Raw genomic sequence first — 13469 nt, forward strand, 5'->3', positions numbered from 1 at the left:
GATGGTGCGGAATTACCATCGGCCATTGCTCTTACCGCGCGGCCCGCAAATCGCCCTCAAGCGCATCGCGCTCGGTGAGGACTATGAGGTCGATTACTGGTCGAACAAGTTGGGCGTCAGTCGCGATCAGCTTGAACATGCCGTGAAGGTGGTCGGCAACAGTGCCGACGCGGTTGAGCGCCACCTCAAGGGCTGACCGCCGCCGTTCACGAGATCGCCGGGCCGGAACGACCGCGGCCGAACTGCCAGTTGATCCCGTCGATGCGCATGATCCCGGACGCCGCCTTGCCGATGTTGCGTTCGAGCACACCGCGCCACGGTACGAGCGTGAAGTCCCGCGACCGCTCGACCAAGGCATAGCTGCCGCTTTCCAGGTCGACCCGGCGCGCGATGACGCCCTCGACACGTTCGCCCTTTCGGCTCGGCTCGAACGGCTTGCAGTCCTCGCGGCGAGACCCTCCGCGGCTCCACGCAATTCGCGTTCGCGCAATGCCTCGGCCGCACCATCGCGCATCCGAAAAATCCCTCGCTCGCCGGTAGCAAGTAGCTGCTCGATCAGCCATTGCCGCCGGGCGGCAAGCGCAGTCCTGACCTCCCGGCCAAAACCGACGTCGCGCGGGGCGTGCTCAGAACCCTCGATTTCCCGGTCGAGCCAAGTTGGGGCATCCACGGCAACATCGCCGCTCTTGATGCCGTTCTCGCGGATGCTGCCAAGCGGGGAGTAGACCAGATCGTCAACCTCAGGGGCATATTCTCCGGGGGACTGTTCCCTCGCGAGCCGGCCGAAAGACTAACCCCGCTTGGCTTGCCAACCATCAGAGGCAATCACGAACGTCAGATCATCGATCAGCGTTTTGAGACCATGGGACTGTCTGATCAGCACACCGTAAACACGTTGCTTCCGGGGCAGCTGGCCAGGGCGGCCGGATTGCCGCCAACGCTGCGTCTGAACGATGACGTTCTGCTTGTCCACGGTACGCGTGCAAGCGATCTTGAGTACTTCCTTGAGACCGTTACCGAAGACGGACTCAGGGCTGCAACGCCTGCCGAGGTTGGTCAAAGGGCTGGCGACACGGATGCCGCTGTCATCCTAAATTTTCCCACACCCCGCAGTTCAACGTAAACACGACAGATGTCCGCTGTTAGGCACTCGCTGACTTGACCGAAGCGGCCGAGATCAGGCGCAAAGCCGACATTCGACTGGACTGGTGCCAGCGAACGAGCATTGCTGTTTCCGCGGCCGTGCCGGTGGGTGCTGGCCGCACGCCTCGCGCTGACGGGGCTTTGGGTGGTGGGCCCGGCGCGGTGCCGGGATCCGATCAAGGAGACCACCCATGACGAAGAAGATCACGCAAGCGAACCGCGGAGCTTCCGCTTTCGCACCGACCGCCCCCGAACGGCCGCAGACGAAGGCCGAGCGGCTGCTCGCCATGCTCCGCGCCCCCGCTGGGGCCAGCGTCGAAGAGGTAGCCGAAGCGCTGGGCTGGCAGCATCACACGGTGCGCGCCGCAATCACCGGCGTGCGCAAGAAGGGCCATGAGGTTGTCCGGCAGAAGCAGGGCAGCGTCACGACCTATCGGATCGAAGCTTGAGCGCCGGTGATGATGAGGTGGCAGCACTCGGCGCGATGTCGAATGCCGAGCTGAAGCGCGAGTGGGAGCGGGTGCAGCAAGCACCCGCTCCTCCGATCGCACCGAGCCTCCTCGCGCGCGACCTCGCCCATCGCGTGCAGCTCGTCGCAGCAGGGGGCATGGATCGCGGCCTCGAACAGCGGCTATGCAAGCTGGTCGCTTCCCACGCGGATGTCTCCGGGGCCGGCGGCCGCGCTGCTGCGCCTTCCTCCCTCGCCGGCGGTACCCAGCTGCTGCGGGAGTGGGGCGGTCGGACGCACCGCGTGATCGCCGAGCCCGACGGCAGCTTCCTTTACGCGGGCGAGCGATGGCGATCGCTCTCGGCAATTGCCCGCGCCATCACCGGAACACGGTGGTCGGGGCCGCGCTTCTTCGGGACCGGCGCATGAAGAAGCTGCGCTGCGCCGTCTATACCCGGAAGTCGACCGAGGAAGGGCTCGACATGGACTTCAACAGCCTCGACGCCCAGCGCGAGGCTTGCGAGGCGTATGTGACGAGCCAGCGTTCCGAAGGCTGGACGCTGGTTCCCACCGCTTATGACGATGGCGGCGTATCCGGCGGAACCATGGAGCGCCCCGCGCTCCAGCGGCTGCTATGCGACGTGCGCGCAGGCAAGGTCGACGTCATCGTCGTCTACAAGGTCGATCGCCTGACGCGCGCGCTCTCGGACTTCGCGAAGATCGTCGATGTCCTTGACGCGGCCGGCGCCTCCTTCGTCAGCGTGACCCAGGCGTTCAACACCACGACCAGCATGGGCCGGCTGACCCTCAACGTCCTCCTGTCGTTCGCGCAGTTCGAGCGCGAGGTGATTGCCGAGCGCGTCCGCGACAAGGTCGCTCAGTCGAAGGCACGCGGCATCTGGATGGGCGGCGTCGTTCCACTCGGCTACGATGTGCAGGATCGCAAGCTGATGCCGAACGCGGTCGAAGCCGCAACCGTCGTCCACATCTTCCGATCTTATCTCAATCAGCCTTCGGTGCGGGCGCTGAAGCTTGCGCTCGACGCACAGGGCGTCCGGACCAAGATCCAGCAAGGGAAGTCGGGGCCGCGGGGCGGCGTGCCATTCTCGCGCGGCGCGCTATACTGGCTCCTCTCCAACCCCATCTACATCGGCAAGCTGCGCCACAAGGACAAGGTCCATGAGGGGCAGCATGACGCGATCATATCCACCGATCTGTGGGACGCGGTGCAAGCCAAGCTCGCAGCCTCCACCGCCGAACGTGCGAACGCCATCATCCCGAACGGCATCGCGCTGCTCACCGGCATGATCCGGGACGCCGACGACCGTCCGATGTCGCCGTCGTTCACGGTCAAGCAGGGTCGTCGCTACCATTATTACGTGTCGAGTATCAGCAAGGACATCGACCGTGAGGCACCCGCCAAGCCAGCCGCCCCGGTCGCGCGGATCGCGGCACGGTCGATCGAGACGGCAGTCCGCGACGCGGTTCGCCAACTGCTGCTCGATCCGGCACGCATCGCCGGGCTCGATGCTCGCGCCGGGGCCGCGGTCACAAGCGCCCGGATCGACACCGCCGCGGAGCTTGCCCGGCAGGTCGGGCCTCACGCCGACCATGGCGCGCGCAATCTCTTCGAGAGATTCGGGCTCACGGTCGAGGTCCATCCAGGGCGTGTCGTAGCGAGCCTGTCGGCTAACGACTTGATCGCGGCACTGGACCATTTGCCCGAACGAACCGATCACGAACCGGATCGTATCGATCTTGTGATCCGCGCGGACGTTCAGCGCGGCCGGCGGGGGACGAAGCTCGTCATCGCCGGTCCAGAACCCGACGGCCGCAAACCAGACCCGCGCCTCGTCAATCTGATCGCCAGGGCGCATCGCGCTCGCTCCAACCTTTTCGGCGAGCAGGCGTCACCGAGGGATCGGCACATCGAGCGCATTGCCCGACTGGCTTATCTGGCGCCCGACATCAGCCGCGCGATCCTCGACGGGAATCAGCCCGCCGCACTGACGTCGCGCCGGCTGATGAAGCTCCCGGCGCTGCCGCTTACATGGGCCGACCAACGCCGACTGCTCGGATTTACCTGATCGAGTCACCCGCGCCGTGGCCACCGAAATGCGCCGCAGAGACTCGCCGAGACGTTGCCCTGAGTTAGCTCGCCGGACGCCCTGTCTCTGACCACGACCGAGCCATAGACGGCGAGAACGGCCGCAGAACCGCGCCGATTTCACCTGAGTAACCTAATATAACTGTTTTATATCAGTCACTTACATGTGCGTGGTGCACCCGACAGGATTCGAACCTGTGGCCTTCGGATTAGGAATCCGACGCTCTATCCTGCTGAGCTACGGGTGCGCCGGCGCCCGTGTAGCGGCGCCGCGCATGCAGCGTCAATCGGCCCGATAATCCGCGCCGATCAATTCGTCGCTTCGGGCGGCACGAAGGGGACGAGCAGCGGCATCGCCGCGATGCCCTCGTCGCGAAGCGCCTGCGCTTCCTCGGGCGAGGTCTGGCCGTGGATCAGGTCCTCGGCGGCGCGGCCCTCGTGCATCGCGCGCGCGGCATCGGCGAAATCGCGGCCGACCCAGCGCGACTGCGGCAGCATCTCGGCCTGTTTCGCGGCGATCCCCGCCATCACCTTGCGCACCAGTTCGGGCGTTACCTCGCCCGCGCTTTCGGGCACGGCGGGCAAAGCGGGCGCCGCCTGCTGGTTCGACTTCGCGCCGACGCGCGGCGCCATCACCGCCTTAGCCACCTCACTGTCGCCGCACACGGGGCAAGCGATCAGCCCGCGCGCCTGCTGGTCGGCAAAGCTTTCGCTGCTCTTGAACCAAGCTTCGAACCGGTGATCACCGGCGGCGCAGCAGAGGTCGAAGACGATCAAGGGCGGGGTTCCTAGGCCGTGCCGAGCAGCGGGTCGAGCGCGCCGCGCGCGTCGAGCGCGGCGAGATCGTCGCTGCCGCCGATATGCTGGCCGTCGATGAAGATCTGCGGGACCGTGCGGCGGCCGCCCGCGCGCTCGACCATCGCCTCGAACCCCGCGCGGTCCATCGTCAGGTCGATTTCCTGATAGTCGGCGCCCTTGCCGTCGAGCAGCGCCTTCGCGCGCGAGCAATAGGGGCAGAAGAATTTCGTAAAGACTTCGATTTTGGCCATGGCGGCTACCTTGTCATCCTTTCGTCAACCATATCGGAATCCAACGAAGCAAAGTCAAATATGTTGCCGCTCGCCAGCGCATCGGGGACGACGCGCGCCCAGCACAGCGCCGACACGCGCGCGGCGCCGCTGCGACGGAGCGCGCGCGCCGCGGCGCGCAGCGTCGCGCCGCTCGCGTGAACATCGTCGACCAGCACCAGATGCCGCCCCGCCGCACGCGCCTTCGCGCCGTCGGCGAGCTTGAAGGCGCCCGCGACGATCTTTTCGCGCTCGCGCCGTCCCTTGCCGCGCAGCGACGCGGTTGCCTTGGCGCGCAGCAGCAGATGATGGTCGTGCGCTATTCCGGACAGCCGCGTCAGCTCGTCCGCGACCAGCGCCGCCTGGTTGAAGCCGCGCGACCACAGCCGCCCGCGGTGCAGCGGCACCGGCACGAGCAACGCATCGCTCCCGCTTGCCAGCACCGTCAGCGGCCGCACCATCAGCCGCGCCATCAACCGCGCATGCCCGACGCGCCGCCCATATTTGAGCCGCAGCGCGACGGTGCGTGCCGCCGGACCATAGGCCACCGCCGACGGCGCCCCATCGAAGGGCGGCGGATCGGCGAGGCACGCGCCGCATTGCAGCTCCGCCCCGGGCAGCGCGTCGGGCAGCGGGATCGAGCAGCGCGCGCAGGCGGGGCCGTCGAGGAAGTGGAGCGACTGCCAGCAGGCGAGGCAGAATTGCCGGTCGCCCGCGACGATCGTCCCGCACGCCGGGCAACGCGGCGGCAGCGCATAGTCGATCAGCGCGCGCCCGGCCCGGCCGAGGCCATGGAGCAGCGCATCGGCCGGTCCCGCCGAGGGTCCGCCGTCGACATCGCCCGTCGCTGCCCCCATGTCCCGCTTGTGAAGCAGGACGCGAGGCGGCACAAGCGCCGCATGTCGCCGCCCCTCGCCCCGCTTTTCTCCTCCGCGCGCCACCGCGCCCAGCGCGACCGCATGGCGAACCTTCCGCAGGGCGCCGATTTCCTCGCCCCGATCATCGTCGAAAGCCTGCTCGACCGGCTGGCGATGGTGACGCGCGATTTTCCGCGCGCGCTGTTGATCGGCGCGCACGACCCCGCACTCGCCGCGCATCTGCGCGCCATAGGCAGCGAATTGACCTTGCTCGAGGCCGGGCCGCGCCTGGCGGCGGCGAGCGGGGCGCTGGCGGGCGAGGCCGACGCGATCGACCTGCCCTTCGCCAGCTTCGACCTGATCCTGTGGCCCGGCGGGCTCGACAACGTGAATGACGTACCCGGCGCGCTGGTGCGGCTCCGCGCGCTGCTCGCGCCCGACGGGCTGCTGCTCGGCAGCTTCGTCGGCGACGGCAGCCTGCCGCGCCTGCGCCGCGCGGTGATGGCCGACGGGGTGCGGTCGATCGCGCGGCTGCATCCGCAGATCGACCTCGCCGCGATGGGCAATCTGCTCCAGCGCACCGGCTTTACCCTGCCCGTGGTCGACGTCGAGGCGCTGAGCGTCCGCTATGCCGACTGGTTCGCGCTCGTCCGCGACCTGCGCGCCGCGGGGCTCGCGAGCCGGCTCGCCGCCGCGCCGCCGCCGCTGACGCGGAGCGAGGTCGCGCATATCACGCTCGCCTTCGCCGCGCAGGCCGACCCCGACGGCCGCGTCGCCGAGGCGTTCCGCCTGATCCATTTCAGCGGCTGGGCGCCGCACCCCGACCAGCCGCGTCCTGCAAGGCGCGGCAGCGGCACCGCCTCACTGGCCGACGCGCTCAAGCCGAAGGACTAGGTTGTATCGCCATTCAGTTCAGGGTGAGTCGAAAATGGTGATTTTTCGTGATCCGGAGCGCAGCGTACTTCAGTACGTGAGCACCGGAAGCGCGGGAAATCGCCATTTGCAGGCCGCCCTGGGCTGAATGGCGATACAACCTAGAGCAAGGCCTCGAGCAGCCCGATGAGCGGCCGGTCGGCGGGCGGCATGTCGAGCGCGTAAAGCTCGACCGGGCGCACCCAGCGCAGCGCGGTCGCGTGCCGCGCCTCGGGCACGCCTTTCCACTTGCGCAGCGCATAGACGAGCAGCAGCAAATGCCGCGCGCCGAGCGGCTCGCTCGCGAAACAGGCCGGCGCCAGGCAGGCGTGGTCGACCTCGATCCCCAGCTCCTCGGCGAGTTCGCGGATCAGCGCCGCCTCGGGCGTCTCGCCGGGTTCGAGCTTGCCGCCGGGGAACTCCCACAGCCCTGCCATCGACGTGCCGGGCGGGCGCTGCTGGACCAGCACACGACCGTCGCGGTCGACCAGCGCCGCGGCGACCACAATGAGACAGTTTTCGGCGGTTTTTGACGAGGGAGATGAGGACAAATTATTAACCCTGATATGCGAATTCCGGAAGCCTCGGGAACTCTAGGACCAGAATCCCCGAATTGCACGGCTGAGGTTTGATTGGGATTTCGTTCAGGGCAAAGGCGCGACGCAGCACGGACCAGTGCCGCCCGCTCCGGCAAAAGTCATGAACAAGGCGCCATGCGGTTCAGGGACGATGATCCTGTCATAAGGCAGGGGCAGGACATATGACCAACAAGATCGCCCGGTTGCTACGGTCGACCAAGGCCGCGACAGCCGTCGAATACGGGCTGATACTCGCGCTGATCTTTATCGCCGCGATGGGCGCGATCAGTTCCGTCGGACAATCGACCATCACCATGTGGAACAATGTGTCGTCGAGCGCGAACGACGCCATGTAGCGCTGTCCGATTTCGGGACTCGAAACCCGGTCGATGCCAATCGGACCATTAAGAATTTCAAAACCAATTCAACGTAGATCGGTCCGGGTTGACCAAGACCAGAGTGTCAACCGGGCAAGTGACTTGTTAGGAGACCAGACATGAAGTTCATCAAAAAGTTCGTTCGCGATACCAAAGCCGCCACGGCCATCGAATATGGCCTCATCGCAGCCCTGATCGCCGTCGCCGGCATCACCGCGATGACCTCGGTCGGCAACAGCGTCGAAGCGACGTTCAACAACGTCAATGACGGTCTGACCGGCGCGGGCAACTAATAGCCCAGCCGAGCGCCTGTTTCGACAGGCCAGGACAGAAATGGGGTGGCGGACCTGGTCCGCCACCCTTTTCTTTTGTCGTTGCCGTTTTCGGGCGGGCATGCCGCTCCGCCAGAACAGCCCGTCAGCGGCTCGCGTAAACGACGATCTTGACCTTCTGCCCCGGCGTCAGCCGGCTCGTCGCGTTCAGCCGGTTGAGCACCTGGAAGCGCTCGGTCTGGTAATTGCTGTACGCCATGCGCCGCGCCAGCGTCGCGACCGTGTCGCCGCGCGCGACCGTCACCACGTCGATGCGCCGCGGCTTGATCGCCGCTGCTTCGGCGCTGCTCAGCCGCCGCACGCTGTTGTACATCGCATTGAACGCCGATCCGCCGCCGGCCTTGGTCAACGCGACGAAGTGAAAGGCGCTGGTCCGCGAAAATTCATAGGCGAAGACGGTGACGTCGACCGCCCCCGACTGGGTGTTCGCGCGCGCGGTCGAAGTATAGGCCGGGATGCCGTTCACCGTCGTGCGCTGGATGCTGCTTGGTGACAGCGCCGTATCGCCCGCGACCGACTTGAAGGCCGCGGCGACATAGGCGTTCATGTCGCCATTATAGGCCGCGGTCGTGAACTGCGCCTGCCCGCCGCTGCCGCTCACCGACACCGCAGTCGCGCCATTCTGCATCCCGTAACCGCTCGGCACCGCGAATTTCAGCCGCAGGTCGGGGTGCAGGAATTCATTGCCTTCGACCACGCCCTGCGCCGGATCGTCGCCATAGAGCACGCCGTCGACCGACGCGTAAAAGGCCTCGGCGTTGCGCACCCCGCCCGCGCCCGCACGCGCCGCCAGCGTCTCGGCATTGCGCACGCGCGACGCGGGGTCGGGGTGGGTGCTCGCCCATTCGGGCAGCGCGCGCGCGTCGCCGCCCGACAGCCGCGCCTCGAGGCTGGTCTGGTTGGCGAGGCTCGCGAGCACCGTCGACAGCGCCATCGGGTCGTAACCCGCGCTCTTCAGATATTGGACGCCGAGCTGGTCGGCCTCCAGCTCCTGGCTGCGCGAGAATCCCAGCGTCGCGAACTGCGCGACCTTCATCGCATTATTCTGGAGCAGTCCGCCAAGCCCGCCGAGCAGCCCGCCATTGTCGCCGATCGCCCCGCCGAGCACCCCCGCGAGCACGCCGAGGATCGTGTTGCGCGTCGCCGCCGACTGGCGCTTCTTGCTGTGCTGCGCCGCGACATGGCCGACCTCGTGCCCCAGCACGCCGGCGAGCTCGGCCTCGTCGTTCATCAGCGCCATCAGCTGGCGCGTGACATAGACATAGCCGCCGGGGATCGCGAAGGCGTTGTTCACCGGCGAATTGAGCAAGGTGACGGTGAAGTCGCCGCGCGCGTTCGACAACCGCGACTGCACGGCGATATTCTGCCCGACACGTCCGACATAGGCGGCCTGCGGGCCTTCGTAATTGCCGCCGAATTCCTGCACCAGCTGCGGATGCGCCTCGGCGCCCTGCTTGCGCTCGCTGGCGGTGATCGCGGTCGCGGTCTTGATCGTCTTGGTCTTGCCCTTGGTCTGGGCCTCGGCATCGCCGCCGATACCGCCCACGCCCGCCGCCGCGGCCAGGCAAATCGCCAAGGCTGTCGTCACTTTCCGGCCCATATTCGCGCCTCCCTTTGGTCCTCTTGTACCTGCCATAGCCTATATCGGCGCACGGCAAGACCCGCGATGAACATCTTGCTCATCGGCGTGTCAGGGAGAACGTCGGCCCCCGCGATCGGGTTCCGGCGAATGTCGGCGTCAGGCGCGACCCATGGCGAGGAACTTCTCCTCGCGCGCGGCGAGGATCGTCTCGCGCGGCAAACCCGCCAGCGCATCGAGTTCCTCGGCGATCGCATCGCCCAGCGCCTTGATCGCGATCTCGGGCGCGCGGTGTGCGCCGCCGACGGGTTCGGGGACGATGCGGTCGATGACCTTGAGCGCCAGCAGATCCTCGGGCGTCATCTTCATCGCCGCGGCGGCATCGGCCGCCTTGTCGGCGGTGCGCCACAGGATCGAGGCGCAGCCCTCGGGCGAGATCACCGAATAGACGGCATGTTCGAACATCAGCACGCGGTTCGCCGCGGCTATCGCGATCGCACCGCCCGATCCGCCCTCGCCGACGATCGTCGCGACCATCGGCACGCCGAGCGCCAGGCATTGCTCGGTCGAGCGCGCGATCGCCTCGGCCTGCCCGCGCTCCTCGGCCTGGATCCCCGGAAAGGCGCCCGAGGTGTCGACCAGCGACACCACCGGCAGCCCGAAGCGGTCGGCGAGCTGCATCAGGCGGATCGCTTTCCGATACCCCTCGGGCTTCGCCATCCCGAAATTATGCTTCATCCGCGACGGGATATCGTCGCCCTTCTCGTGCCCGATCACCATCACCCGGCGCCCGCGAAAGCGCGCGAGCCCGCCGAGGATCGCCTGATCGTCGCCGAAATTGCGGTCACCCGCCAGCGGCATCCAGTCGTCGAACAGCCCCGCGACATAATGCTTGAAATGCGGCCGGTCGGGGTGGCGCGCGACCTGCGTCTTCTGCCAAGGCGTCAGCTTGGCATAGATGTCGCGCAGCATCTTCGAGGATTTATCGTCGAGCCGCGCGATGTCGTTTTCGATATTGAGCGTCGGATCGTCGCCCATCTCGCGCAATTCGGCAATCTGGCGATCGAGCGCCGCGACCTGTTTTTCGAAGTCCAGAAAGGCTGTCATGGGGGACGTCGCTAGGCCGAAGGCGGCGTCAGGTCAACGTCGTCCATCCGCGCCAGCGGATGCCGCCGGTTGACCAGCTCGACCAGCCGCCGGCTGTCGACATGCGTGTAAATTTCGGTCGTCGCGATGTCGGCGTGCCCCAGCATCAGCTGCAGCGCGCGCAGATCGGCCCCGCCTTCCAGCAGGTGCGTCGCAAAGGCGTGGCGCAGCACATGCGGGCTGACCGCCGCGGGATCGATCCCCGCGCGGCCTGCGAGTTCGCGCAGCATCTGGAAAAGCCGCACGCGCGAAACATGGCTCTTGCCCGACGGGAACAGCCAGGGCGATCCGTCGGCGACGAGCGGCAGCCAGCGGTCGAGCGCCTCGCGCGCGCGCTCCGACAAAGGCGCCAACCTCTCCTTGTCGCCCTTGCCGCGGACGATCAGATATTGCCGCTCGCCCGCGACCGCGCGCCGCGACAGAGAGACCAGCTCGCTCGCGCGCAGCCCCGAGCCATAGAGGAGTTCGAGCAGCAGCAGCATTCGCACCGCGTTCGCCGGCGGCGCCTCGCCCGCGGCTTCCTCGCCCGCCTGCGCGAACAGCCGCTCGACATCGTCGTGCGTCAGGATGCGCGGCAGCGGCCGCCGCGTCGTCGGCCGCGCCAGCGGCTGCGCGGGATCGTCCGGACGCTCGCCCTCGTCGCGCAGGAAAGCGTAGAATTGCCGAAGCGCCGACAGCTTGCGCGCCGCACTGCTCGCCGCAAGCGATTGATATCCGGCCATGACCTTGCGCAGCGCCGCCGTATCGGCGCCCTCCAGCCCCGCGGGAACCATCGCCGCCGCCTGTTCGAGGTCGCGGCGATAAGCCATGAGCGTGTTGCGCGCCGCGCCGCGCTCGGCGGCCATCATTTCAAGGAACCGGTCGATCAGCGCGGCGTCGGACATCTCGGCATCCTCCATTGCGACGCCAATTGCCCCCCTCCCCGGCGGGGAGGGGTTGGGGGTGGGGGAGCGAGGCCGACAGGCCTCGCGTCACGCCCTGCATCGGAGCACCCCCACCCAACCTCCCCCTTGAGGGGGAGGAGTTTCAAAGCGCTAATCTTCGAACGGTTCAAACCCGAACCAGCGCCTCGGCCGCGATCATCCGCGCCTCCGACGCCAGCCCGACTTCGCGCAGCGCCCGCACGATATGATAGAGGTGATAGGGCGGCATCTTCGACCAATCGCCCTGCATCCCCGTCGCCGCGAGCAGCGCGACCATGCCCGGCTCGCGCCGCGCCGCGGCATCGGTGATCGCGCGCGTCCAGCGCGTCTGCTTGCCGAGGTCGACGCCGAGGTCGCTCGCCGCCGACGCCGCCTGGCCGGGTTCGATCCGCCCGAGCCCCGCCAGCCCCGCGAGCAGCAGCTTCGAACGCAGAGCGTCGGGGCTGTCGTCATCGCCCGCGAAATTGCCCACCGCACCCGCCGTCGTGCCATTGAGCGCGCGCGGCGATCCGACCGCCAGCACGCCCCACGCGCGGCTGCCGACATTGACCGTCGGGACCCAGTCGATCGCGCGATTGTCGTAACCGCCCGCGAACATCGAGCCGATCAGCTGCCACGGATCGGCATCAACCGCCGTGCCCACCGGCAGCGCCGCTGCGGCGCGCGCGGTCGCGACCAGCGCGGCATAACGACCGATCGGGTCGGTACCGCCGCCCCACAAACCCTGCATCGCCGCATAGCGCGCGGCCGCCGTCTCGCCGCCGAAGGCGTTCTGCAGCAAATCGGTCTGCGCGGTCAGCGTCTCGGGCGGCTCCTCGGCGCTCGCCGCGGCGCTGAGCAGCGAGACATAGGCCTCGCTCGACAGCACGCCGCGCGCGGCGGCATCGGGCGCGGCGGCGACGCGGTCGGTCATCTCGCTCATCGGCGCCAGCACCGTCCAGGCGCGCATCGCGGGGGTTTCGGTGCCGCGCAATTCGGCCGGGATCGGCGTCGCGGTCGCGGTCGCCATGCCGAAGCGCCAGCTGGTCAGCCGGTCGACCTTGTCCCACTGGATCGTGATCGATCGCCCGCCGGCCACGCTCGCGCCCAGCACGCGCTCGGCGAGCAATATGTCGAAACTGGCGACCTTTCCGCTCGACCGCACGCGGCTCATCGCCCAGCCTGCCGGCCCCGAATCGCCCGACAGCCCGGCGCAGATGCCCGCGGCGAGCCGCCAGCTATGCTCGTCGCCATGCGCGAGGCCGCCCGGGACATAGGGGCACATCCCCGCCGGATCGGCATTCGCCAAGAAGACCTGCTGCGCGGTCTGGACGAGCCGCGGGCTCGCGCGGTCGTAGTCGACCGACTGCACGATCGAGCGCGCGACATTCGCCTCGCCCATGCGCAGCAGCAGAGACGCGCGGTCGGCGGCGAGGTCGGCGCCGTTGATCGTCGCGGGCGTGTCGATCGCCGAGGCGAGCGAGCGCCGCAGCAGGATCGATCCCCAGCGCGAGGCGATCGGCCCGCGCGTCGCGCGCATCAGCGCCGCGGCATATTGGCCGCGCACGCCGAAAGCGTCGGGCGCCAGCCCGCCGGTCTCGGGGGTCAGCGGGCCGATGCGCGTGAGCAAGCGCCGCGCCCCCGGCGGCAGGTCGTATTTCAGCGTGCCGGGCTCGACCTCCTCACTCTCCTCGAGTGTATCGTCTTCGGTCGCGGCGCCGGTCGTCGGCACCACCGCGGGCGGCGCAACCCCGTTCGAGGTTGGGGCGGGAGTCGCCGAAGGCGCCGGCGTGCCCGGACGCGGCGCGGGAGCCGGGGTCGGGGCGGGGGCCGGCGCGGGATTGCCGAAACCCTCGGGCAGCAGCGATTCCTGCGCCAGCGCGGGCAGCACCAGCGCCGCGGCCAGCGCGCCGCCCGACAGCCCGAGCGCCAGCGTCCATGCCTTGGTCTTCCTCACCGCGCGCCCAAATCCGTCGATCACGTCCACCTCATGCCCTATTCTTGCGCGCCGCAGCAAAACC

The 13469-nt window shown here is 68.1% G+C and carries 16 protein-coding genes, 1 tRNA gene and 1 pseudogene; 8 read left to right on the forward strand and 10 right to left on the reverse strand.

Features of this window, described 5'->3' with window-relative positions:
* The first annotated feature begins 1 nt into the window (after position 1).
* Positions 2–196 carry a DUF3606 domain-containing protein gene (locus AC1RNQ_RS08180; protein ID WP_493170353.1) on the forward strand — a complete coding sequence of 65 codons (195 nt, stop codon included), beginning with the start codon at positions 2–4 and terminating at the stop codon, positions 194–196.
* A gap of 10 nt (positions 197–206) precedes the next feature.
* On the opposite strand, the pseudogene AC1RNQ_RS08185 reads toward AC1RNQ_RS08180, so the two are convergent.
* Positions 207–670, reverse strand: a pseudogene (locus tag AC1RNQ_RS08185) (DUF3363 domain-containing protein).
* Between AC1RNQ_RS08185 and AC1RNQ_RS08190 the strand changes: the two are divergent.
* The 4 genes from AC1RNQ_RS08190 (at position 563) to AC1RNQ_RS08205 (ending at position 3678) form a co-directional block, all read left to right on the forward strand.
* Positions 563–1123, forward strand: coding sequence for a hypothetical protein (locus AC1RNQ_RS08190; protein ID WP_493170608.1), 561 nt, complete (start codon positions 563–565; stop codon positions 1121–1123). The pseudogene AC1RNQ_RS08185 and the gene AC1RNQ_RS08190 sit on opposite strands and share 108 nt — an antisense overlap.
* 211 nt (positions 1124–1334) lie before the next feature.
* On the forward strand, positions 1335–1592 hold the full coding sequence (locus AC1RNQ_RS08195) for a DUF3489 domain-containing protein (RefSeq protein WP_493170354.1): 258 nt from the start codon (positions 1335–1337) through the stop codon (positions 1590–1592).
* Positions 1589–2020 (forward strand): DUF2924 domain-containing protein, encoded by a 432-nt coding sequence (locus tag AC1RNQ_RS08200; RefSeq protein ID WP_493170355.1) that lies wholly within the window; start codon positions 1589–1591, stop codon positions 2018–2020. Before AC1RNQ_RS08195 ends, AC1RNQ_RS08200 begins: the two co-directional genes overlap by 4 nt.
* Entirely contained in the window at positions 2017–3678 is a 1662-nt protein-coding gene (locus tag AC1RNQ_RS08205; protein ID WP_493170357.1) for a recombinase family protein, read from the forward strand. The genes AC1RNQ_RS08200 and AC1RNQ_RS08205 overlap by 4 nt, the downstream gene beginning before the upstream one ends.
* 191 nt (positions 3679–3869) lie before the next feature.
* Here the strand turns inward: AC1RNQ_RS08205 and AC1RNQ_RS08210 are convergent.
* From AC1RNQ_RS08210 to AC1RNQ_RS08225, 4 genes are all read right to left on the reverse strand, one after another.
* Positions 3870–3946 (reverse strand) — tRNA-Arg (locus tag AC1RNQ_RS08210).
* A gap of 61 nt (positions 3947–4007) precedes the next feature.
* A complete protein-coding gene (locus AC1RNQ_RS08215) occupies positions 4008–4475 on the reverse strand; it encodes a DUF1178 family protein (protein ID WP_493170359.1) in 468 nt (155 codons plus the stop codon).
* An 11-nt stretch (positions 4476–4486) separates the two neighbouring features.
* Positions 4487–4747, reverse strand: a complete 261-nt coding sequence (gene grxC / locus AC1RNQ_RS08220; RefSeq protein WP_493170361.1) for a glutaredoxin 3 — start codon at positions 4745–4747, stop codon at positions 4487–4489.
* Positions 4748–4752: 5 nt separating this feature from the next.
* A complete protein-coding gene (locus AC1RNQ_RS08225) occupies positions 4753–5622 on the reverse strand; it encodes a double zinc ribbon domain-containing protein (RefSeq protein WP_493170362.1) in 870 nt (289 codons plus the stop codon).
* Between the two features lie 42 nt (positions 5623–5664).
* On the opposite strand from AC1RNQ_RS08225, the gene AC1RNQ_RS08230 reads away from it, so the two are divergent.
* Positions 5665–6516, forward strand: coding sequence for a class I SAM-dependent methyltransferase (locus AC1RNQ_RS08230; protein WP_493170363.1), 852 nt, complete (start codon positions 5665–5667; stop codon positions 6514–6516).
* 140 nt (positions 6517–6656) lie between these two features.
* On the opposite strand, the gene AC1RNQ_RS08235 is transcribed toward AC1RNQ_RS08230, so the two are convergent.
* Entirely contained in the window at positions 6657–7040 is a 384-nt protein-coding gene (locus tag AC1RNQ_RS08235; RefSeq protein WP_493170364.1) for a (deoxy)nucleoside triphosphate pyrophosphohydrolase, read from the reverse strand.
* Between the two features lie 254 nt (positions 7041–7294).
* Between AC1RNQ_RS08235 and AC1RNQ_RS08240 the strand changes: the two genes are divergently transcribed.
* Positions 7295–7468: a Flp family type IVb pilin gene (locus tag AC1RNQ_RS08240; RefSeq protein WP_493170365.1), complete on the forward strand. Its 174-nt coding sequence runs from the start codon at positions 7295–7297 to the stop codon at positions 7466–7468.
* A 140-nt stretch (positions 7469–7608) separates the two neighbouring features.
* Complete coding sequence (locus tag AC1RNQ_RS08245) at positions 7609–7782, forward strand: Flp family type IVb pilin (RefSeq protein WP_493170367.1); 174 nt, start codon at positions 7609–7611, stop codon at positions 7780–7782.
* A gap of 124 nt (positions 7783–7906) precedes the next feature.
* Here the strand turns inward: AC1RNQ_RS08245 and AC1RNQ_RS08250 are convergent, their stop codons facing one another.
* The 4 genes from AC1RNQ_RS08250 to AC1RNQ_RS08265 form a co-directional block, all read right to left on the reverse strand.
* Positions 7907–9421: a M48 family metalloprotease gene (locus AC1RNQ_RS08250; protein WP_493170368.1), complete on the reverse strand. Its 1515-nt coding sequence runs from the start codon at positions 9419–9421 to the stop codon at positions 7907–7909.
* 138 nt (positions 9422–9559) lie between these two features.
* The gene (locus tag AC1RNQ_RS08255) at positions 9560–10507 is read right to left on the reverse strand and encodes an acetyl-CoA carboxylase carboxyltransferase subunit alpha (protein ID WP_493170370.1); all 948 of its coding nucleotides are present in this window, start codon (positions 10505–10507) and stop codon (positions 9560–9562) included.
* 11 nt (positions 10508–10518) lie between these two features.
* Entirely contained in the window at positions 10519–11430 is a 912-nt protein-coding gene (locus tag AC1RNQ_RS08260; protein ID WP_493170371.1) for a tyrosine recombinase, read from the reverse strand.
* Positions 11431–11596: 166 nt separating this feature from the next.
* Complete coding sequence (locus AC1RNQ_RS08265) at positions 11597–13429, reverse strand: hypothetical protein (RefSeq protein WP_493170372.1); 1833 nt, start codon at positions 13427–13429, stop codon at positions 11597–11599.
* Positions 13430–13469: the final 40 nt, after the last annotated feature.

The sequence above is a fragment of the Sphingopyxis sp. GW821-FHT12F08 genome (assembly GCF_058806755.1).